The organism is Streptomyces sp. NPDC051217, from assembly GCF_044455465.1.
Lineage (GTDB): Bacteria > Actinomycetota > Actinomycetes > Streptomycetales > Streptomycetaceae > Streptomyces.
Map to the genome: position 1 here is coordinate 43,965 of NZ_JBITEV010000017.1, position 20,914 is coordinate 64,878.

Below are 20,914 nucleotides of genomic sequence, written 5' to 3' on the forward strand. Positions count from 1 at the left end.
CCGCCCCGGGTCACCCGGATTTCGGCTCCGGCCTCCCCCCTTACTGACCCACCCTTCCGTCGACGCACTCGCGCAACAGGTCGGCGTGCCCGCAGTGGCGGGCGTACTCGTCGATCCTGTGCACCATCAGCTCCCGGACCGCGATGCCGTCCTTCCCCAGACGTTCGCCCAGATCCGGGTGCTCGTCGAGCTTGGCGTCGGTCGCGGCCTGTTCTCGCGCCAGAGCGGAGTACGCGGCTTCGACCACGGCCTCGTCCGCGACGGCTCCGTGGAAGTCCCCGCCGCCGTCGCCGTAGAGCTTCGGCAGCGGATCACCGTCGGTGATCCAGTTGCGCCAGTCCCGCTCCACCTCGGCGAGGTGGCGGAGCAGACCGAGCAGTGACATCGTCGACGGCGGAACCGAGCGACGGCCCAGCTGCTCCGCGTCCAGGCCCTCGCACTTCATCCGCAGGGTCGTGCGATAGTCCGTCAGGAAGTCCCGCAGCGTCGCGAGCTCGCCGTCCGGACTGACTCCTTCGGTGTTGCGTGGGTCGTCGTCCGGGTCGGCCCACATGTCGGGGTAGACGGTCGCCCGGGTCCATCGTGCGGGTTGGTCACTCATGCGTTCCATGTTCGTCTGTGACGGCCCGAACCCGCGAGCGTTTTATGTTGTGGTCGAACGGGTGTGCTTGTGGGGCTTCCGCCAGGATAAGGATGAGTTGCTGCCGAGTGTGTGTCATCGGGAGGACATACCACCTGATGTTTACGGTGGGGCGATGGAACGTGCCCCCTGGTGGGTCCTGCTGTCCGCGGCAGGTGCCCCTGTGTTTTTGGTCGGCGGTTCGACGATTGCGCAACATCTGCAAGGACCTGCCTACGACCCCACGGATGACACACTCAGCGTACTGGCGTCCTACGGTGCCCGTGGCTACTGGCTGATGACAGGCGTACTGATCGTGCTGGGGATGTCGTACGTGACGACGGCGCACGGACTGCGGGAGGCCAAGTTCCTCGGGCGGCTCACCCTGGCCGGTGGCGGGGTGTCAGCCATGGCTCTGACACTGGTGCCCGCGCCCGTCAGCGGTGGGGCCCTGAAACACGGGCTGGTGGCCGGTACCGGCTTCGTACTGCTCGCGATCTGGCCCGCCCTGGCCGCGAGAGGTGGCGGCAAAAGCGTGCCTTGGGGCTTGAATCTCAAGGTGTCGGTCATCGCGAGCGTACTGATGTGCGCGGGCGCCGCGTGGTTCGCGCTGGAGTTGCAGAACGGGGAGGCGCCGGGGGTTGCCGAGCGGGTGGTGACCTTCGTTCAGGCCGTGTGGCCGCTGGTGGTGGCCGTCTCCTGCCGGGTCTGGCGCGGTCGGCCCGTCCCGGCAGGACCCTGACGAACCGGCGGGTGACGCAGGCAGGTGCTTGCCGCTCATCAGCGCGGAGAAGAACGTGTGGAGATCCTGGCTGGTCGAGATCATGTCTCCGGCGGCGGAGATCCAGGAGGGGTTGAAGCGGGTGGTGTCCGCCACCTGCCACTGGCCGGCGTCGTCGTACCCGTAGTAGCCGTGGGCGTGCGGCTCGGGGATCTCCGGCGAGGCGCCCGGCACCACGGTGCCGGTGAGCCCGAGCGGCCCGAGGATCAGCCGCCGCATCTCCTTGGCGTAGGAGCGGCCTGCCGGGGCCCCGGGCCCCGGGCCCCCGGCAGGCCGGCGATCGGACGCGCCGCGGTGGATCCCCGCCGCTACGGCGTCGGGACACCGTCACCGGTGGTGGGCGGCGGGATGGCGGGAGCCGGCCGGCCGGTGGTCGGGTCCTGTGGTGCGTCGTCGGTGAGCTGTTCACGTACGTACGTCCAGACCACCCCTGTCAACGCGGCGGCCGGTACGGCGAGCAGGCTGCCCACGATGCCCGCCAGGCTGGCACCGAGCGTCACCGCCAGCAGGACCACCGCCGCGTGGAGGCCGAGCCCCCGGCTCTGGATCATGGGCTGGAACACGTTTCCTTCGAGCTGCTGCACCACGATGATGATCGCCAGCACGATCAGCGCGTCCGTCGGGCCGTTCGACACCAACGCGATGAGCACCGCGACCAGTCCGGCGAACAGTGCGCCCACGACGGGGACGAACGCGGAGATGAACGTCAGCACGGCCAGCGGGAGTACGAGGGGTACGCCCACGATCCACAGGCCGAGGCCGATGAAGACGGCGTCGAGCAGACCGACGAACGCCTGGGAACGCACGAACGCGCCGAGGGTCTCCCAACCGCGGGCGAACACCACCGGGATGTCGGTGGCGAGGCGGCCGGGAAGCTGGCGGGTCAGCCACGGCAGGAACCTCGGTCCGTCCTTGAGGAAGAAGAACATCAGGAAGAGCGCCAGGACGGCGGTGACGACGCCGTTGACCACCGTGCTCACACCCGTGAGGATGCCGTTGACCAGCGTGCCGACACTGCCCTGGACCCTGGCGGCCGCGCTGTCGAGCGCGCCGGTGATCTCGTCCTCGCCGATGTTCAGCGGCGGCCCAGAGGCCCAGTCGCGCACCTTCTCGATGCCGTCACTCACCCCGCTCGTCAACTCGCCCGACTGGGACGCCACCGGCACGGCGATCAGAGCCACGACACCGGCGGCGACCATGAAGAACAGCAGCATCACGACTGAGGCGGCCAGGGCGGGATGCCACCCGTGCCGACGCAGAAAACGGGCCACGGGCCAGGTCAGCGTGGTCAGGAGCAGACCGACGATGAGCGGCCAGACGACCGACCACATCTGCCCCAGAAGCCAGAGAGCCGCCGCGGCCACGACAAGGATCACCAGCAACTCGACGGAGATACGGGCCGACGTGCGGAGCGCGGCGCGGGACTTCGTAGAACTCAACGTGGCAGACATGAGGATCACCTTATGGGCACCCCCTCCACCCCTCACGACCGCCGTCGCCCCGCACACCGCCGACGGCGGACCGGCCTTCGGGCGCGGGCTCCGAACGCCCGAATTGCCTGACAGGACCGCCCAGTTGAGGACGGTGTGTGTCCGAACTGCTGTGTGCCGGAGAGGGCTTCCACGTTCGTCGCGTCAGCAACTCCGCGAGACCGGACGCGAAGTCTCTGAGCCGGTCCAGCCCCGGCCCGTCGCGGCAGGCGTAGCGCCCTACCTCGCCGTCAGCGCGGTGGCCAGTTCGGCCAGGCCGTCGAACCGGCCGTCGAAGGCGTCCGTGCCCCTCGGTGGGTCCCCCACCGGGCGGTGAACGTACGCCGTGCGCATGCCGTTCGCCTGGGCGCCGCGGAGGTCCCAGGCGTGGGCCGCCACCATGAGGACGCGCTCCGGGGGGCATCCGGCGGTGGCGAGGGCGAGTTGGTAGACCTCCGGGGCCGGTTTGTAGGCCAGGGCGGCTTCGGCGGAGAGGGCTTGGTGCCAGCGCAGACCGGCGTGTGCGCTGAGGCGCGGGAGGGCGGTGCGGCCGGCGTTGGAGAGGCCGAGCACCGGGAAGCGCCCCGCGAGTCTTTCGAGGCCGGCGACCGAGTCGCCCCAAGGTGGCAGGCGCTGCCCCGCCGTGGCCAGCCGTGCGATGGCCGCCGGATCCGCGAGTCCGGCGTGGTCGGCCACCCGGTGAGCGGCCTCGGCATCGATGGTCTCGCTGTTGGCGTACGGGCGCTCCTCTCGCGCGATGCGTTGCTGTTCGGCCTCGACATGCCGTTGCCACAGAGTGAGCAGTCCGTCGACCGCCGCGTCGTCCGCCTCGGGCAGCGCCTCGCGGATTTCCGCTCGAAGCCCGCCCGGTTCGTCGACGAGTGTGCCGAGGACGTCGAAGACGACGACCTCGATGCCGCGGATCTCGGTCATGCGGTCTCCCGTTCGTAGCACCTGTCACCGGTTCAGCAGGTGACGACCTTGTCACCGGTCTCGTCACCGGTCAAGATGGTGACGTGGATTTCGCGTACGTGAGCGGCGACCCGGCCCTCGATCTGGCAGGCACCGTGGTGTCGCGCCGGGACATGCCCGTCGACGGCTTGGCCGCGCCACCGGACCTTGAGCGATGGGTCGCCGAATGTGACGGGCTCCCGGACCGCGTGACCGCCGACCTCGCGACCTTCGAGTCCGCGCTGTCACTGCGCGAGGCGGCCTACCAACTCGCTCTCGACCGCGTGCTCGGCCGGCCCTTCGATCCCGGCGGTCTCAAGATCGTCAACGACATGGCGGCCCGGCCGGTGCCCTCGATCAGGCTCAGCGACGCGGGGCTGCGCGTGTCGGGAGATCTCGCCGCGGTCCTCTCCCACATAGCCAGAAGCGCTGTCGTCGTGCTCGCGGACCCCGACGCCCACCTCAAGGAGTGCGGTCGCGCCACCTGCACCCGTATCTACCTCGATCGCTCCCGCGGCGCCCGCCGCACCTGGTGCGGGATGGACGAGTGCGGCAACCGGGTGAAGGCGGCGGCTTACCGAGCGCGCAGACGCGCTTCGGCGGCGGGCGAGGGCGGGGACCCGGCGTGACCAATCCCGCACGTGCGGCGGACGGGTCAGGAGCGTAGGAACGCCCTCAGGCCCGCCATGAGGCGTTCGACGTCGTCCGCGTTGTTGTACGGGGACAGGCCCACGCGCAGGCCGCCCGCGTCTCCCAGCCCGAGACGACGGGATGCTTCCAGGGCGTAGAACGAGCCCGCGGGTGCGTGTACGTGGGAGCGGGCGAGGAAGTGGTAGGCGTCGGACGCGGTGCGGTTCTTGAAGGTGAGCAGCATCGTGGGGGTTCGCAGCGCCGCGCGGGAGTGCCGTGTCACGCCGTCGAGTTGGGACAGCGCCTCCTCCATGCTCCTGCACAGCGCCGTCTCGTGGCCCTCGATCGACGCGAAGGCGGACCGGAGACGCTCGCGCCGGTCTCCGGCGGTGCCCGGGGCGAGGTCCGCGATGAAGTCCACCGCGGCGCGGGTGCCCGCGAGGGCCTCGTACGGGAGGGTGCCGAGCTCGAAACGCTCCGGTATCGCGTCGGTCGACGGCGCCAGTTTGTCCGGTCGCAGGGTCTCCAGCAGCCGCGTGGAAGCGGCGAGTACGCCGTGGTGGGGGCCGAAGAACTTGTACGGCGAGCAGACGAAAAGGTCCGCGCCGAGCGCCTCGATGTCCACGAGGGCGTGCGCGGCGAAGTGCACACCGTCGACATACAGCAGCGCTCCCGCCCGGTGGGCGAGGTCGGCCATCGCCGCCACGTCCGGCCGCGTCCCGATCAGGTTCGAGGCGGCGGTCACCGCGACCACCCGCGTGCGGTCGGTCAGCAGGGCGCCGACGGACGCCACGGGCAGTTCGCCCGTGGCCGGATCGAAGTCCGCCCAGCGCACCACGGCGCCGGCCCGCTCGGCGGCCTGCACCCAGGGGCGGATGTTGGAGTCGTGGTCCAGGCGGCTCACCACCACCTCGTCACCGGGCGCCCAACTCCGGGCCAGTACACGGGAGAAGTCGTACGTGAGCTGGGTCGCGCTGCGCCCGACGACGATCCCCGCTTCCCGCGCGCCCAGAAGATCGGCCATCGCCCGCCGGAAATCGCGCACGATCGTCTCGGCGTTGATCTCTCCCGGAGCCACCGATCCCCTGACCGACAGCGGATTGCTCAGCGCGTCGGTGACGGCCTCGATGACCGGGGAGGGCATCTGCGTGCCGCCGGGGCCGTCGAAGCGCGCGACTCCGGCTCGCAGACCGGGAAAGCGGGCCCGTACCGCCTCGACGTCGTACGTCATGAAATCCCTCACCGCTCCCGGTCCTGTCACACACCCCGGCTCCTCCGGGCTCGCGCTCCGGGCCGATCATCGCAGACGCCTCCGCCCCCGGGGCTGCTGCCATCGGCCCCGCCGCGCGCCTCCCGCTACGGCGTCAGGACGACTCCGTAGAAGCTCTCCGCGTTGCCCCGCCAGAACGCCTCCGCCTCCACGGGCGACAGGCCGGACACGAGGTGGTCCGTGAGGTCCACGACGTCCGGGTATTCGAGGCGCTGGCGGGAGACCGGCCAGTCGCTCCCGAACATCACGTGGTCCGTCCCGAACGTGTCGAAGAGGAAATCGACGTACGGCTGGAAGTCGTCGGCGTGCCACACGGGGCCGACCTCGGTGAGCATGCCGGAGATCTTGCAGTAGGTGGTGGGGCGTTCGGCGCAGCGGGCCATCCACGTACGCCACGATTCGTCCTCGTCCCACCGGTAGTGGGGCTTGGAGAGGTGGTCGATCACGACGGGCAGTTCCGGCACGGCCTCGATGGCTTCGGCGAGGGCCGGCAGGTGTTCGGGGCGGGTGAGTGCCTCGAAGCGGCGGCCGAGGTTGCTCAGCGTGCCGAGGCTGGTACGGACCTCCGGCCGGGTCACCCACCTCGGGTCCTCGATGTCGTGGATCATCGGGCGGACGGCGAGGAGGTTCTCGTCGGCGGCGAGGCGTTCGAGCGTGTCGGCGGCGTCCGGGCGGGCGAGGTCCGCCCACCCCGTCACGCCGAGGACGAACGGGGTGGACCGCGCGATGTCCAGAAGGGTCAGGGTCTCTTCGAGATTCGCCGCCGCCTGGACGGCCACCGTGCCGCCCACGTCGGCGGCCCTGACGTGCGGTTCCAGACGCTCGGGAGAGTGGTCCTCGCGCAGCACACCTTTCAGCGGCATCCACGGGAAGTGGCCACGCGCGATCTGGTCGAGGCTCCAGAAGTACTGGTGCGTGTCGAGCCGGGGGCTGACGGCCGGCCGGTCGTGGGTGCTGGCTGCCATGACGGGCCGCCCTTTCCTTTACGTCGTCGTCCGCGACCGGCGGACGGTCGGCGGTTCCGCGGCCCCTCTCCCCCGGCCCGCGGCCGCCGCCCCCGCCCCCCGGGGTGCGCTCATTGCTCGTAGCCTTCGACCTCGGCGACCGGGCGGGGTTCGACCCGCTGCGGGTCCTCGCCGGCATCCGCCCCGGCCCTGCGCCGCCGCAGCAGGTCCCAGCACTGGTCCAGCCGCTCCTCGAGCACCTGGAGCCGTGCTCGTTCCTCCGGGGCGAGCCCCTTGCCGGGCGCCCGGTCACGGAGTTGGCGTTCCTCGGCGACCAGCGTGTCGATGGTCTGCAGAATGTCGTCGGCCATCACTACCTCCGTCGGTGTCCGGACCTCCGTCGATGTCCGCCGCCGCGAGCCGGAACGTGCCTGTACCCGGACTGCCCGCGCCCGCCACTACGGTGTCCGCCGCCGCTCACAGCATCTCCAGCGGCACCGGGCCCCGGGCGGGCGGGAAAGCCGCGTCGAGGACGGTCAGGTCGTCGTCGGTCAGGGCGAGTGCGAGCGCGGCGTGGTTCTCGCGTACGTGCTCCGGACGGCCCGCCCGGGGGATCGCGATCACGTCGCTCCGGCGAAGGACCCAGGCCAGGGCCACCTGCGCCGGGGTGGCCCGGTGGGGATGAGCCACGGTTTCGAGGATCGGGGCGGACAGCAGCCGTCCCTGCTCGACCGGTGAGTACGCCATGACCGGGACGCCCCTCCCCTGGCATCCCGGCAGCAGGTCGTACTCGATTCCACGCCGGGTCAGGTTATAGAGGACCTGGTTCGTGGCCATCGCGTCGCCGCCCGTCACCTCCGCGAGATCCCGCAGGTCCGCCGGGTCGAAGTTGCTGACTCCCCAGTGGCGGATCTTGCCCGCGCGCCGCAGTTCCTCGAAGGCGGCGACCGTCTCCTCCAGCGGCACGGAGCCGCGCCAGTGCAGCAGGTAGAGGTCGATGCGATCGGTCCGCAGGCGCTTCAGACTGCGCTCGCACGCGTTGACGGTGTCCATCCGGCCCGCGTTGTACGGCAGCACCTTGGTCACCAGGAAGGCGTCGTCGCGGCGGTCCGCGAGAGTCTCACCCAGCAGTTCCTCCGCGGCGCCCTGACCGTACATCTCGGCGGTGTCGACCACCGTCAGGCCCAGGTCGAGTCCCAGCAGCAGGGACTCCTTCTCACCGGCGCGGCGCGACGGGTCCTCCGCCCAGCCCCAGGTGCCCTGTCCCAGCACGGGAACGCGTTCTCCCGAGGGAAGCCGGACGGTGCGGACGTCCGGTGTCGGTCCCATCGCGGGCCCCTCCTCTCGGTCGAGCTCTCGGACGAGCCGCCCCGGTCCCCGCCAACTGCCCCCGCGTTCCGGGCCTGCCTCACCGCGGGCGGGCAGGATGGTCATCTTTCAGCCACGCGGACCGTTCGTCGTCCCGTACCCCTTCAAGGCTCTCACCAGGGCGCTGCCTGTCAACCGCGGCCGACCGCGGTCGGCGCCCGTGGATCCGTCGGGTGGGGTGTCCGGTCGGGTAGGGACGGGACCGGGGACCCGGAAGGCCGAGACACACCCTTCGAGAACGCCGTCCCTTGCACCACGCAGTGGTCTAGACCTAACGTGTGCCACTTGCGGCACGTCCGTTCCGTACAGAGGACCGATCCTGTGATCGACATCGTTGTTGTACTCCGCGCCGAAGACGCCGTACTCGACTTCCTGTCCGTTCTCGCCGACGGAGAGGCCGCCCTCGTCCTCGCCGATCACGGCCGGACTCTCGCCTTCCCTGCCGAGCAGAGCCCCGCCGCGCGGCTCGCCGACATCGCGCGGCACGTGCGCCCGGCCGACGACGGGGCCGGGTCGCCCGGTCCCGCCTCCCTGGCGGAGCTCGTACGCGAGGCCGTACGCGAACTCGGCGGCGACCGCGACGCGGTCGTCTGGACCCACTCACCGGCCGACAACCGTCGCAGCCGCGGCAAGGTCGGCCGCGACACGGCGATCGGCTGCGCGGGCCACGAGGTGCGGCACGCCGTCGGCTACTCGCCGTTCCTCCAGGTCGTGAGCGACTTCGACCGTTCGCTGGACCGTGAACCGATCGCCACCAAGCTCGACTTCGTGAACCGGGCGTGCGAGCACCTGCTCACGGCGGAGTCGGCGGAGTACGTGGTCCAGACCCCCCGCATCCCCGCCACCGAGCGCTTCTTCCACACCGACGCCGATGAGCGCGAACGGCTCTTCGCCCTGCTGGCGAGCCTGGACGACGAGGCCGCGTCCATCCCGGACCCCTGGGAGTTCGGCAGTTCCCCGTACGAGAAGGACCGACTGGACGCCACCGCCGCCTGGGTGCTGGGCCATCGCGCCGAGACCGGCGATTCGCTGGTCGAAGTGGGCGCGTGCGAAGGCGCTCTGACGCGCCGTCTGATCGCGGCCGGCGGCGCCGTACACGCCACGGAGCCCAACCCGCTGTTCAGGACGCGCCTCACGGAGGCCGTGAGGGGCACCGGGAGTGTGCGGGTCTCCGCCGACGATCTCGCGGATCTCACCGAGGACGGGCACCCGCGCGCCGGGGCCCACCTGCTCATCGAGATGCTCTACTACGGCCAGGACCTCGCCCTGCTGGACCGGCTGCCCACCGACCACGTCTTCGTCGCCCTCGAACCGGACGCGATGAACGCCCGCGTACGGCCCTGGCTCGCGGCGTCGGCGACCTGGCAGGAGGTGGAGAGCGTCCGCCTGGTGCCACCGCGCGTCGAAACCGTCTGCGCGGGCCGCGCCTATCTCATCAAACGCGGCAGCGACGGCCTTCTTCTGCGGCGCACCGCCGGCTGAACGCCGTCATGACGCAGACGAGTCCGGCCGGGGCCGACGCGTACGACGTGTGCGTGGGGCTCGGGTACCACTGCGAGTCGACCTACCAGATCCGCCGGATCACCGGGAACCACTCCGCGCACTTCTTCGACTGGCTCGACCTCGACTTCGAGTCGGTGGTCGAGACCCTCGCCGACGACTTCGCCCACGTCCTGCGGCCGGGGATGGTGGAGCCGTTCAGCGACGGCCTCTGCGCGCTGGACCGCGGCTCGGACATCCGCTTCTTCCACGACTTCCGGCCGCCCGACGCCGGACGCCCCCTCACCCAGGACGACATCGACGCCCAACTCGACGGTGTCCGGGCCAAGTTCGCCGCGCTCGCGGAGCGATGGCGGGCGCTCGCCAGGTCTCCGGCCCATGTGCTCTACGTCCACCACGACGCTTTCGACGAATGCGCCGCGCGAGACCTGCGCCGGCTGCGTCACGTGATCGCCACCGCGCACCCGGGGCAACGGTTCTCGCTGCTGTGGCTGCGCCGTACGCCGCCCGACGACGCCGGTGACCTCCCGCCGGCAATCGCCTGGGGGACGGTGGCGGCGGCCCCCGATCGCTGGGAGGGCGACGACGCCCAGTGGGACGAGGTCTTCAGCGCCGTACAGATGTCACCCGATCCTCTTTGGCCCACCCCACAACCGAGGAGACAGCCCGCATGACTCCCCCACAGCCCGCCACCGTGATCCTCTCCCCGCACTTCGACGACGCCGCGCTCTCACTCGCCGGGCTGATCCCCCAACTCCCCGGCCCTGTCACGGTCGTTACGGTGTACGGCGGCGAGCCCGCGTCCCACCACCCCGTCTCCTGGTGGGACAGCGTCTGCGGATTCTCCACGGCGCGGGAGGCATACCACGCCCGCCGCGTGGAGGACGCTCGGGCCTGCGAACTCCTCGGGGTCGGGAGTGTCGTCCTGGACCATCCCGACGGCCCCTACGGGGACGGGACGGAACTCACCGGGATCGACAGCTGTCTCGCCGAACTGCCCTCGGGGACACTGCTGTTGATACCCATCGGCACCAATCAGCCCGATCACGAAAAGGTCCGCGACCGTGCGCTGACGGTGGCCCGGAAGCTCGGCCGCGCCGTCCCGCTCGCGTACGCCGACCTCCCCTACACCGGCCATCTGGACGAATGGGGATCCGCCGCCGCCGATCCCGCGCTCGGCCGCAGCCATCTGTACGGGCTCGCCTACCAGGACATGACGAGCCGTCACACACTGCGCGTGGAGCACGACCTCACGCTGACGGACGATCAGTGGGCCCTGAAGCGTGAGGCGGTGCTCTGTTACGGCTCCCAACTCGCCCCGCTGGCCTCCGACCACGGCATGCTACTGGCGCGCAGCGGGCCGCTGCGTGCCGAGCGCGTCTGGGCGGTCGAACCGCCGGCCGACGACATCGGGAAAGGCTGACGGGCCTACAGGGGCGGCGAGTCGGCCGGCCGGCCGGTCACCCGGCCGTGCCGGGGCGGGACGGCCACTCGCAGGGCGAGCCCATCGAGTCGCGGATGACGGCGGAGATCTTGCCGAGCGTGCGTAGCTGGTCCGCGTCGATCGGATCGAGGACGAGCCGGCGGACGGCCTCCACATGCCCGGGGGCGGTGGCGACGATCTTGGCGTAACCGGCGTCGGTGAGGGTCGCGACCGTGACGCGGCCGTTCTCGGGCGAGGGGCTGCGGCGGACCCAGCCGCGCTTCTCCAGCGTGGACACGGCGTGGGACAGACGCGACAGGGAGCCGTGGGCCAGGACCGCCAGGTCACTCATGGGCAGGGTGCGCCCGGGGGCCTCGGAGAGGCCCGCCAGGACCAGATAGCCGAAGAAGCTGATCTTGGCGTCGCTCTGGAGCTGCGCGTCCAGCGCGCTGACCAGACCGAGGAGCATCCCGCTGAACGGCACCCAGGACTCCAGCTCGGCCGCGGAGAGCCACGGCGTGTCGTCTGCCGGGGAGATCTCATCAGTCATGGGACCATCGTAGCCGCTTGACTTGAGACTTCAAGCGTGAGCAGGATGAGCATCGTCAGTTGACATCTCAAGTCAGGAGCACCCCATGACGTTGAAGATCGCGGTCATTCTGGGCAGCACCCGTCCGGGCCGTAACGGCGAGGCCGTCGCCAAATGGGCCCAGGAGATCGCCGCTCAGCGGGACGACGCCGAGTTCGAGCTCGTCGACATCGCGGACTTCAAGCTGCCGCACCTGGACGAGGCGATCCCGCCGTCCATGGGCCAGTACGCGAACGCCCACACCCTCGCGTGGGCCGAGAAGATCGCCTCCTTCGACGGCTATCTCTTCGTCACTCCCGAGTACAACCACTCGACCTCCGGCGCCCTGAAGAACGCCATCGACTTCCTCTACGGCGAATGGAACAACAAGGCCGCCGGCTTCGTCAGCTACGGCAGCGTCGGCGGTACGCGTGCCGTCGAGCACCTGCGTCTGATCATGTCCGAGCTCCAGGTGGCCACCGTGCGGGCGCAGGTCGCGCTCTCGCTCTTCAGCGACTTCGAGAACTTCTCCGCCTTCAAGCCCGGTGATCACCAGAAGGCGGCCCTGGACACCACACTGGACCAGCTCGTCAGCTGGTCCAAGGCCCTCCAGACGGTCCGTACCGGCGCCTGACGCCGCCGCCGAGGACCGAGTCCGGCAGACCTTCCCCCGTGGTCTGCCGGACTCGTCGCCGCGCTGGTCAGGCGTTGGTCAGTCACCCGGCGGCCGGTCGAGGACCCCGCTCGACGGATCTCCGTCGGACGACTGGTTCCACGAGGAGCACCTGGGTGCCTTCTACACCGGTGCCTGCGGCTTCCGGCCGACCCGGGCGGGTCTGATCGCGCTCTGAGCCGCCGTGGCGCTCAGCCGCGCGCGGTCTGCCCGGCCCGGCCGGCAGCGAGGCCGGTCAGTAGGACGGGGCCAAAGCCGCGGACCTGCGGCGCCGGGACGGGTCGGCGATCGACGGAGGTACGTAACCGGCGTCCCGTCCCGACAGGTTGGTGCCCGGCGGCACGATCTCGTCGATCCGGTCCAGCACGTCGCGGCTGAGGCTTACCTTGTCCGCTCCCAACTGGCTCTCCAACTGCTCGTACGTCCGCGGTCCGATGATCGCCGAGGTGACCGCGGGGTGTTCGATGACGAACGCGACCGCCAGTTCCACGAGTGTGAGCCCCGCTTCCTCGGCCAGCAGCGCCAGGCTCTCCGCCGCGTCCAGCTTGGCCGCGTTCTCCTTGGCGTTGATGTCGAAGCGCTCCGTCTGCTGGGCGGCCCGGCTGGAGGCGGGCTGCGCGACGCCCTTGCGGAAGCGGCCGGACAGCCAGCCGCCCGCCAGCGGGCCCCAGGACAGCACCCCGAGTCCGTAACGCCGCGCCACGGGCAGCATCTCGCGCTCGATGCCGCGCGCGAGCAGGGAGTACGGGGGCTGCTCGGTCACCACCCGTTCCCGGCCGCGCCGCTCCGCGATCCACTGCCCCTCGACGATCGCCGACGGCTCGAACGTGGAGGTACCGATAAGGCGGATCTTGCCCTGGTGGACGAGATCGCTGAGCGCGCCCAGCGTCTCGTCGAAGTCGGTGTCCGGCTCGGGCCGGTGCACCTGGTAGAGGTCGATCCAGTCGGTGTTCAGCCTGCGCAGGCTGTTCTCGACCTCCTGGATGATCCAACGCCGGGAATTGCCACGCTCGTTGGGGCCTTCGCCGCGGGCGCCGTGGAACTTCGTCGCGAGGACCACATCGTCCCTGCGGCCGCCGGCCAGCGCCTTGCCGACGATGGTCTCCGACTCGCCCGCCGAGTAGACGTCGGCGGTGTCGACGAAGTTGATGCCCGAGTCGAGCGCCCGGTGGATGATCCGGACGCTGTCGTCGTGATCGGTGTTGCCGCGGGCCCCGAACATCATCGTGCCGAGGCAGAGAGGGCTGACCTTCACACCCGTACGGCCGAGGTTCCGGTACTCCGTCATCGTGCGCTCCCTGGCAGAAGTCGATCAGTGAAGTGGATCCGAGAAGTGGATCAGCGCGCTCAGTCTCCCCCGGACCGTCGAACGTCAGCGAGTTTGTCCGGGTTGGTAACACGATAGACACCTGACACCCTGTCATCTTCCGAAGCCAGGCCCAAGACCATCACCCATTACGGGGAGTCACCGGAACGAAGCGGGCCGTCGGCGGCAGGAAGTGAATCCTCCTGCCGCCGAAGGGCACCGCGGGCGTGCGGGACTGTGTGGTCCGTCGGCGTCAGGCCAGCAGCCGCTTCCAGTCGGTCGCCGTGAGCACACCGGCCGAATGAGCCTTGTCCGCGCCCGCGCGGTGCAAAGTGGTCACCGCCTTCGCGACGTCGGCGCTCTCGCCCGCCCTGACCTGCGGGGTGATCAGCGGCCAGATGTCGGAGCCGAGGTAGCCGGTCTCGTCCGTGCCGCCCCGGACCATGGCCGCGCAGGTGTGCTTCTCGACGTTGTGCACGTCGGCCAGCTTGACCACCGCGCGCTTGGTGGCCGCGCCGAAGACGCCGTCCACCGGTACGTCCGGGAAGCCGCGACCACGCAGGAGGTACTGCGCGGCACGCACCTGGGGGCCGGCGGATCCCGGGCGCAGCAGCGGCCAGACGGAGGGCCGGTCGGCGGGTGCGACGCCAAGGGCGCCGGCGACCGCGTCGCGCAGCTCCTGGAGTCTGCCGTAGAGCACGCCGCCTGGGCATTCGGTCGAGTTGAAGTCGCGGTGGCCCATGATGTCCGTGACCGGCCGCCCGTACTGGGTGGCGATCCACGCGACGAGCTGGACGAGGGAGTTCCAGAGCGCGGCCGGTACGTCGACCTCCGTATAGAGGCCCTCGTTCTCGATACCGATGACCTCGCTGTTGCGGCCGCCGACGTTCGCGCCCTGCACATGCCGGGTGCCGCCGCGTACGACATCGAGGCTCTGGTGCCGGCCTTCGAGGACGAACCCGCCGCGCGAGTTGGTGAACTGCTGGCCGGAGTCGCCCCAACCCTGGCCGTCCATATGGAAGTTCTGGATCGACCGGCAGATCGCCATCGCGTGCGCCAGCGAGTAGTCCTCGCTGTTGCCGGGCTCCGCGGTGTGGTGCACGACGATGTAGGTCGGCACCCGGTCGAGTACGACGATCTGCTGGCTCGGGGGCCTCGCGCCCCATTCCGCGGTGGTGTAGATCCGCGGCTCGGGGGCGGCGAGCGGCGAACCGGCCGCCGGACGGCTGTCCGCGCGCACCGGGGCGGCGTGGGCCGGTCCGTTCACGGCGAGGCCGAGGGCGCCCACCGCCGTGGCGGTCAGACCGCCCCTCAGTACCGTTCGACGGCCGGGTCCTGACGTGGCAACCATGTCGATCTCCTTGGGAAGTGGGGGGGGAACGATCTCCCGGGTTCAACGACAACAGGCGTGTCGCGCAACAGGCGTACGCGCCAATCCGGTGGGGCGGAGTTGACGCGCGTCGACGATCCGCGACGCGTCAAGACAAGCAATCCCGTCATGTCCCCGACAACCCCGTCGGGCAACCTATTTGACGGCCTTTCGGTCGGCTGAAACCACGCGCGTTCGCGAATCGCCCGCGGGGTGACCAATCGCCCTCCGTCGCCTTTGCTCGCACCAATGACGGAAGACCCTGAGAGCCGGAAGTCCCGAAGGCACGTTTCCGCCCACGGCATCTGACGGCTTGTTAGGCAGTACGGGGGAAATCTTCGGGTCCGTGTCTGATCGCGCATCTCGGCGCGGTCGGATCAGACGATGATCGCGTTTCATGGCGCGGAGAAACGCGGCGGACGAGGACGGACCGTCCGCCTGCACCCACGAAAGGCTCGCCATGCTCCTTCTCCCCCGCGCTCTCCCTGTCGCGAGAGGCGCCCTGGCCCTCACCTCGCTCTGCACGTGCCTCTTCCTCGCCGGATGCGCCGGATCGGGTCCCGCGCCCGGCGCCGAACAGCGGGCGGAGAGCCGGGCCACGCGGACGGGGCCCGCCCAGAGCGGGACGAAAGAGGGCGGGACCAAGGAGAGCCCGGCCACGGAGAGCAGGTCCGCCGAAGGGAACCGGCCGGAAGGCGCCCCCGGGCGACGCCGGGGTGCGGCGAACGAGGCGGCCCACGGACTGTCCGGGAAACCGGTGGAGGCGTCCCTGGTCCGTGAGATCCCCGGTCTCGGTCCGCTCACCCGCTCCCGCATCCCCGTCTCCAGCCGTCAGGCGCTCGTGGCCAGCGGCGAGGACAGGAACTCGCCGAAGTCCGGCGTCGTGCTGTACGAGCGGAACGCGGACACCGGCTGGGAACCCGTCACCAACCGCTGGCCCGCGCACAACGCGCTGCGCGGCTGGACCTACAACCACCAGGCCGACGACCTGCGTTCGCCGATCGGCGTCTTCACACTCGGCGACGCCGGAGGCCGGCTCCCCGACCCAGGGACCAGACTCCCGTACGACGAGAACGAGGACTTCGAGTCCCCCGGAACCGGGTTCCTGGGCGAGTCGCTGGAAGGATCCTTCGACTACGTCGTCGCCATCGACTACAACCGCGCGTCGGGGTTCACTCCGCTGGACCAGACCCGCCCCCTCGGGCTCACCAAGGGCGGTGGCGTCTGGATCCATGTCGACCACGAGGGACCCACCCAGGCCTGCGTCTCGCTGTCGAGGACGCGGATGGTCGACCTCCTGCGCAAACTGGACCCGGCGAAGCGGCCGGTGATCGTGATGGGCGACGCCCTGGCACTCCGCGACTGACGCCGCCGAAGGGGCTCTTGCCGACGGGGGCGGGATGGCGGAAGGGTGTCTGCCACCACACCGGCAAGCACTCCCCCCACGAGTCACACGAGGTGCCCGGCATGAGAAGCGACCGCACAGGAACAGAGACAGCGACAGCGACCGGAGAGACCGCGCCCGCCGCGAAGCAGACCGGCGGGCCGAGCCGCCGCACGATCGTCGGCATGGTGGCGGCGGCCGTGGCGACGGTCTCGGTGCCCGCCGCCACGGCCACCCCGAGCCGGCCCCCGGGCAGGGCCCCGAGCCGGAGCGCGGGCCGGACGGCGACCCGGCCGGCCACGGCTGCCGCGACCCGCCCCGGACAATCCCTCGCCACGGGGCCGCTGTTCATCGGTACGTACACCTCCAGCGGCGGTCCGGGCATCGGGCTCGCCTCGTACGACACGGGTACCGGGCAGATCTCCGCCACCGGCACCCTCCGGGGCGTCGGCGACCCCTCGTACCTCGCCGTGCACCCCGACGGCACCACCCTGTACGCGGTCAACGAGCGCCAGGACGGCGGCGTCACCGCGATCGCGCTCGGCGAGGACGGGGGCCATACGGTCCTCGGCACACGGGGCACCGGCGGCTCCTCGCCCTGCCATCTGTCCGTACACCCCGGCGGGCGGTGGCTCCTCAGCGCGAACTACGGCTCCGGCAACGTCGCCGTCCACCCCGTCGAGGCGTCGGGCGCGCTCGGCGAGCGCACCGATCTGGTCACCCATTCCGAACCGGCTCCGGGGCCGGGACAGAACGGCCCGCACGCGCACCAGATCGTCACCACCCCGGACGGCGGCCATGTGCTCGCCGTCGACCTCGGCACCGACAGCGTCTACACCTACCGCCTCGACGAGACGGCAGGCACGCTCACCCAGGTCTCGTACGCCACACTGCCCGCGGGCGCCGGGCCACGGCATCTCGTCTTCCATCCCTCCGGCCAATACGCCTATCTGGCGAACGAGTTGAACAACACGATCGCCGTCTGCGGCTACGACACGGAGACCGGGACCCTCACCCCCGGCGAACCGCTGCCCACCGGCGCCGGCGGCGCGGGAAGCAGCTTCCCGTCCCAGCCGGTGATCACCGCCAACGGCGCGTTCGTCTTCCTCGCCAACCGTGGCCACAACAGCCTCTCCCGCTTCGCGGTGGAGGAGAACGGCGCCGGCCTGCGGCTGTTGGACACGGTGCCCGTCGGCGGTGACTACCCGAGGCAGCTCGCCCTCTCCCCCGACGGGACCCTGCTGTTCGCCGCCAATCAGCGGTCGAACGCCGTCTCCGTCTTCCACGTCGACCAGGAGAGCGGCCAACTGGGGTCGGCGGGCGACCCGTTCGCGTCGCCGGTCGCCGTCTGCGTGCTACCGCTCTGAGATCCGGGTCCGCCGGGCCGGCCGGTCACTCCGGGCGGCCCGGCCTGCCTCGCGGTCTCCGTACGACCGCCGTGCCGCCGTGCCACCGTCGGGATCCACCACGGTCCGGTGCGGCGGGGCGCCGACCTCCTCGTCGGCCCGGCCGGCGGGATGACCAGTCCGGGCAGGGTCATGAAGACGGCGAATCCCCTACGTCGGTATCGCTCGTGCTCCCCGTCGGGTCACGTGCGTGCGGAGCAGAGTTCCCGCGACAGTGCGGGATAGTCGGTGTAGCCCTCGGCTCCGTGCGTGTAGAGGTGCCGCTCGTCGATGGTGTTGAGCGGCGCGCCGACGGCGAAGCGCTCGGGAAGGTCCGGGTTGGCGATGAAGGACCTGCCGTACGAGACGAGGTCGGCGAGCCCTTCGGCGAGCACCGCCTCGCCGCCTTCGCGGGTGGTCGGGTCGTGGTTCTCGCCGATGTTGGCGACGAGCGGGCCGTGCCAGCGGGGGCGCAGATCGGCGAGCGCCGGGTAGGTGTCGTTGTCGGTGAGGTGGAGGTAGAGCAGACCGAGGCCGTCGACCGCGTCGAGAAGCGCGTGATAGACGGGGGCCGGGTCGGCCTCGGCCATGCCGAACTGGGGATTGCCCGGGGAGAGCCGCAGCGCCGTCCGCCCGGCTCCGATCGCGTCGGCGACCGCGGTGACCAGTTCGGCGGGGAAACGGATCCGGCCCTCGGTCGTACCGCCGTAGCCGTCGTTACGCAGATTGGTGTTGTCGGCGAGGAACTGGTGGATCAAGTAGCTGTTGGCGCCGTGCAGTTCGACCCCGTCGAAGCCTGCCGCCATCGCGTTCCGGGCCGCCTGCGCGTGGTCCTCGACGGCCTGCCGGATGTCGTCGTGCGTCATCTCGCGCGGCGGGAGGGGGTCGGCCTTGCCGCCGTCCCGTACGTGTACGGGGCCCGGGACCCGTACGGAGGACGGGCCGCTCGGTATGTCGCCGTCGATCCGGGACAGCGGGTGTCCCTGCCGGCCGCCGTGCATCAGCTGGGCCATGATCCGGCCCCCGGCGGCGTGCACCGCGTCCGTCACGGCCCGCCAGCCCTCGATGTGCGCCACCGTCTCCAGGCCGGGGAGCCGCCAGCCGCTCTGGCCCCGGCTGCTGGGCCAGATACCTTCGGTGACGACGAGTCCGGCGCCGGCGCGCTGCGCGTAGTAGTCGGCGACGACCGGCAGGGGACTGCCGTCCACGGCCGCGCGGTAACGGGTCATGGGAGCCATCACCATGCGGTTGGGGAGGCGGAGGGGGCCGAGGGAATACGGGGCGAGAAGCGTCGTTTTCGTCATGGCGGGACGGTAAGACCTCACACTGGTGTCAGGTTCAATCCCCGCCACCGTCGCGGAGACGGTGCGGACCCCGGGAGGAAGCGTGAAGATCGGTGAACTGGCGAGACGTACGGCCGTCAGCGAACGCTCGCTGCGCTACTACGAGGAGCAGGGACTGCTCGTCTCCGCGCGTACGCCCTCGGGCCATCGCACCTACCCGGAGCGGGCGGTCGACCGGGTGATCCGTATCCAGGAGCTGTTCGCGGCCGGGCTGTGCAGCGGGAAGATCGCCGAGCTGCTGCCGTGCATGCGGGACGAGGACGGCGGTCCGTCGGAGGCGGCGACGCCGTGGCTCGTCGCCGACCTGACGCGGCAGCGGGCCAGGATCGACGCGCGGATCGCCGAACTCGTCCGTACGCGGGAGGTGCTGGACGACGTCATCGTGGCCGCGTCCGGTTCAGCCGGCTCATCCGGTCCGTCGCGCGCACCCGGGCCGTCCTGGGGCGTGTCCGCGAAGTAGCGCCGTCCGCCCGCAGGGCGGGACCCGCGGCGGCTGGTGCGGTGCGTCGCAAGGCGGAGGATCGGCGTTGTGGATGGACCGGACGTACGTGGCCGTCTGAAGACAACGCGGCGAGGTGCCGTGCCAGCCGTCACGGGCCAGGCGGGACTTCGCGGACACGCCCTAGGACCTGTCCCGCCTGTCCCGCCCCCTGAGCGCCGGCCGTTTCACCCTGGGCCGTTTCACACCGCGCAGCCACGCGGCGAAAGCAGTGAGCTGAGGGTGCTTCTCGCGCTGCTCCCGGGTGGATTTGTCCAGCTCCTCCAGCAGGCGCCGGGACCGGTGGTCGATGTCGAGTTCGTCGAGCAGCCGGTCGATCTCCGACAGCATCGCGCCGTGCAGCTGCCACTGGCGCGGATGCCGCTGTACGCCTTCCAGCAGCAGATTCGCCACCCTGTCGCGGGTCGCCGCGGCAGCGCTCAGGTCCCCCGCGAGGCGCTCCTCCGCGGCCTCGGCGGCCTCGCTCGCCTGCGTGGTGACCAGCACGGCGAAACTGACGAGCGCGTCGGCGACCTGCGACAGCAGTTCCTCCAGGGCGGTTCCCACCTCCGGCGCGAAGAGACCTTCGTCCTGACGCTCCTTGGCGAGGTCCGTGATCGTGCGGGTGAGGACGCGCAGCACCACCGCGCAGATCTCCAGCGTGTCGAGGCCGGTGCGGAGCACCACCCGGTGCAGCAGACCTTCCTTGACACGCGGATTGAGCCGCAGGCTGTCCTCGGCCTGGCGCAGCGCCGCGTCCACGTCGGCGATGCCGTGGTCGAGCCGCCGTGCCTCGCGCAGCCGGGCCGCCGCGAGTTCGACCGAGGTGGGGGTGGTCAGCTCGTCGCCGACGGCGCGCATCAGCCGGCGCATCTGCCGGGCGAGGCCTTCGATGGACTCCCCGGCGGCGCCGACCCAGACCGGGGGCGCGAACACATTGAACAGCAGGCCCACCACCGCGCCGATCAGCGTCTCCAGGACACGGTCCCAGGCGGTGTTTGCCGCCGCCGCGTGGGTGACGCCGAGGACGAGCATGGCGCTGATCGCGACCTCGGGCACGAACTCGTCGACGCGGACGAGCCGACCGGCGAGGAGTGACGCCAGGATGATCAGTGCCAGGCTCCACCAGGACAGCCCGACGAGCGCACTGAATCCGATGGCGATCAGTACGCCGGCGACGACGGCGTTCACCCGTCGCACGCTGGTGGTGAGCGTGGAGTAGAGAGTCACCTGGACCACGAGCAGCGCGGTGAGCGGCGCCGTCAGCGGCGCGGGTTCGCTGCTCAGCCACAGGGCGACGAGGTAGGCGAGGGTCGAGGCCACCGTCGAGCGCAGTGTCTGGGTGACGGTCACGTCCTTCCGCAGATCCCACAGAACGGTCAACGCCCCACGCCCGGAGCCACCCTTGTCGTCGCTGTCCGCGGCCCGCAGTCTCATGAGCAGCACCCTGCAC

At 70.9% G+C, this 20,914-nt stretch carries 21 protein-coding genes and 1 pseudogene; 9 read left to right on the plus strand and 13 right to left on the minus strand.

What is annotated here, in order from left to right; genetic code table 11:
* Positions 1-40: 40 nt before the first annotated feature.
* Positions 41-601 (minus strand): DinB family protein, encoded by a 561-nt coding sequence (locus ACIBBB_RS30155; RefSeq protein ID WP_398987541.1) that lies wholly within the window; start codon positions 599-601, stop codon positions 41-43.
* A gap of 154 nt (positions 602-755) precedes the next feature.
* Here ACIBBB_RS30155 and ACIBBB_RS30160 point away from each other — a divergent pair, with 154 nt between their 5' ends.
* The gene (locus ACIBBB_RS30160; RefSeq protein WP_398987543.1) at positions 756-1,361 is read left to right on the plus strand and encodes a DUF998 domain-containing protein; all 606 of its coding nucleotides are present in this window, start codon (positions 756-758) and stop codon (positions 1,359-1,361) included.
* Here ACIBBB_RS30160 and ACIBBB_RS30165 read toward each other — a convergent pair.
* The 3 genes and pseudogenes from ACIBBB_RS30165 to ACIBBB_RS30175 form a co-directional block, all read right to left on the minus strand.
* Positions 1,326-1,619, minus strand: a pseudogene (locus ACIBBB_RS30165) (hypothetical protein); the annotation flags it as partial. The gene ACIBBB_RS30160 and the pseudogene ACIBBB_RS30165 sit on opposite strands and share 36 nt — an antisense overlap.
* Before the next feature lie 89 nt (positions 1,620-1,708).
* Positions 1,709-2,851, minus strand: a complete 1,143-nt coding sequence (locus tag ACIBBB_RS30170; protein WP_398987545.1) for an AI-2E family transporter — start codon at positions 2,849-2,851, stop codon at positions 1,709-1,711.
* A 258-nt stretch (positions 2,852-3,109) separates the two neighbouring features.
* Positions 3,110-3,802, minus strand: a complete 693-nt coding sequence (locus tag ACIBBB_RS30175) for a haloacid dehalogenase type II (protein WP_398987547.1) — start codon at positions 3,800-3,802, stop codon at positions 3,110-3,112.
* 83 nt (positions 3,803-3,885) lie between these two features.
* On the opposite strand from ACIBBB_RS30175, the gene ACIBBB_RS30180 reads away from it, so the two are divergent.
* A complete protein-coding gene (locus ACIBBB_RS30180) occupies positions 3,886-4,449 on the plus strand; it encodes a CGNR zinc finger domain-containing protein (RefSeq protein WP_398987549.1) in 564 nt (187 codons plus the stop codon).
* A 26-nt stretch (positions 4,450-4,475) separates the two neighbouring features.
* Here the strand turns inward: ACIBBB_RS30180 and ACIBBB_RS30185 are convergent, their stop codons facing one another.
* From ACIBBB_RS30185 to ACIBBB_RS30200, 4 genes are all read right to left on the minus strand, one after another.
* Positions 4,476-5,681, minus strand: a complete 1,206-nt coding sequence (locus ACIBBB_RS30185; protein WP_398987756.1) for a cysteine desulfurase-like protein — start codon at positions 5,679-5,681, stop codon at positions 4,476-4,478.
* A gap of 125 nt (positions 5,682-5,806) precedes the next feature.
* Positions 5,807-6,685, minus strand: a complete 879-nt coding sequence (locus ACIBBB_RS30190; protein ID WP_398987551.1) for an amidohydrolase family protein — start codon at positions 6,683-6,685, stop codon at positions 5,807-5,809.
* A gap of 110 nt (positions 6,686-6,795) precedes the next feature.
* Positions 6,796-7,035 (minus strand): DUF2630 family protein, encoded by a 240-nt coding sequence (locus tag ACIBBB_RS30195; RefSeq protein WP_398987553.1) that lies wholly within the window; start codon positions 7,033-7,035, stop codon positions 6,796-6,798.
* 106 nt (positions 7,036-7,141) lie between these two features.
* Complete coding sequence (locus ACIBBB_RS30200; protein WP_398987555.1) at positions 7,142-7,993, minus strand: aldo/keto reductase; 852 nt, start codon at positions 7,991-7,993, stop codon at positions 7,142-7,144.
* A gap of 360 nt (positions 7,994-8,353) precedes the next feature.
* On the opposite strand from ACIBBB_RS30200, the gene ACIBBB_RS30205 reads away from it, so the two are divergent.
* Genes ACIBBB_RS30205 through ACIBBB_RS30215 form a run of 3 tightly spaced genes read left to right on the plus strand, consistent with a single transcriptional unit; the run spans position 8,354 to position 10,955 of the window.
* Entirely contained in the window at positions 8,354-9,514 is a 1,161-nt protein-coding gene (locus ACIBBB_RS30205) for a hypothetical protein (RefSeq protein WP_398987557.1), read from the plus strand.
* An 8-nt stretch (positions 9,515-9,522) separates the two neighbouring features.
* Positions 9,523-10,206, plus strand: a complete 684-nt coding sequence (locus ACIBBB_RS30210; RefSeq protein WP_398987559.1) for a papain-like cysteine peptidase — start codon at positions 9,523-9,525, stop codon at positions 10,204-10,206.
* Positions 10,203-10,955 (plus strand): PIG-L deacetylase family protein, encoded by a 753-nt coding sequence (locus ACIBBB_RS30215; RefSeq protein ID WP_398987561.1) that lies wholly within the window; start codon positions 10,203-10,205, stop codon positions 10,953-10,955. Before ACIBBB_RS30210 ends, ACIBBB_RS30215 begins: the two co-directional genes overlap by 4 nt.
* A 37-nt stretch (positions 10,956-10,992) precedes the next feature.
* Here ACIBBB_RS30215 and ACIBBB_RS30220 read toward each other — a convergent pair whose 3' ends face one another.
* Complete coding sequence (locus ACIBBB_RS30220) at positions 10,993-11,505, minus strand: MarR family winged helix-turn-helix transcriptional regulator (RefSeq protein WP_398987563.1); 513 nt, start codon at positions 11,503-11,505, stop codon at positions 10,993-10,995.
* Positions 11,506-11,590: 85 nt separating this feature from the next.
* On the opposite strand from ACIBBB_RS30220, the gene ACIBBB_RS30225 reads away from it, so the two are divergent.
* A complete protein-coding gene (locus ACIBBB_RS30225) occupies positions 11,591-12,157 on the plus strand; it encodes an NADPH-dependent FMN reductase (RefSeq protein WP_398987565.1) in 567 nt (188 codons plus the stop codon).
* A gap of 274 nt (positions 12,158-12,431) precedes the next feature.
* On the opposite strand, the gene ACIBBB_RS30230 is transcribed toward ACIBBB_RS30225, so the two are convergent.
* Positions 12,432-13,484 (minus strand): aldo/keto reductase, encoded by a 1,053-nt coding sequence (locus tag ACIBBB_RS30230; protein ID WP_398987567.1) that lies wholly within the window; start codon positions 13,482-13,484, stop codon positions 12,432-12,434.
* A 271-nt stretch (positions 13,485-13,755) separates the two neighbouring features.
* A complete protein-coding gene (locus ACIBBB_RS30235) occupies positions 13,756-14,853 on the minus strand; it encodes an N-acetylmuramoyl-L-alanine amidase (protein ID WP_398987569.1) in 1,098 nt (365 codons plus the stop codon).
* Between the two features lie 478 nt (positions 14,854-15,331).
* On the opposite strand from ACIBBB_RS30235, the gene ACIBBB_RS30240 reads away from it, so the two are divergent.
* Together ACIBBB_RS30240 and ACIBBB_RS30245 are read left to right on the plus strand one after the other, a co-directional pair.
* On the plus strand, positions 15,332-16,237 hold the full coding sequence (locus ACIBBB_RS30240; RefSeq protein WP_398987758.1) for a hypothetical protein: 906 nt from the start codon (positions 15,332-15,334) through the stop codon (positions 16,235-16,237).
* A 101-nt stretch (positions 16,238-16,338) separates the two neighbouring features.
* Entirely contained in the window at positions 16,339-17,622 is a 1,284-nt protein-coding gene (locus ACIBBB_RS30245; protein ID WP_398987571.1) for a lactonase family protein, read from the plus strand.
* 221 nt (positions 17,623-17,843) lie between these two features.
* On the opposite strand, the gene ACIBBB_RS30250 is transcribed toward ACIBBB_RS30245, so the two are convergent.
* Positions 17,844-18,944, minus strand: a complete 1,101-nt coding sequence (locus ACIBBB_RS30250) for an alkene reductase (RefSeq protein ID WP_398987573.1) — start codon at positions 18,942-18,944, stop codon at positions 17,844-17,846.
* A gap of 82 nt (positions 18,945-19,026) precedes the next feature.
* Between ACIBBB_RS30250 and ACIBBB_RS30255 the strand changes: the two genes are divergently transcribed.
* Positions 19,027-19,443 (plus strand): MerR family transcriptional regulator, encoded by a 417-nt coding sequence (locus ACIBBB_RS30255; RefSeq protein ID WP_398987575.1) that lies wholly within the window; start codon positions 19,027-19,029, stop codon positions 19,441-19,443.
* Positions 19,444-19,605: 162 nt separating this feature from the next.
* On the opposite strand, the gene ACIBBB_RS30260 is transcribed toward ACIBBB_RS30255, so the two are convergent.
* Complete coding sequence (locus tag ACIBBB_RS30260; protein WP_398987577.1) at positions 19,606-20,898, minus strand: aromatic acid exporter family protein; 1,293 nt, start codon at positions 20,896-20,898, stop codon at positions 19,606-19,608.
* Positions 20,899-20,914: the final 16 nt, after the last annotated feature.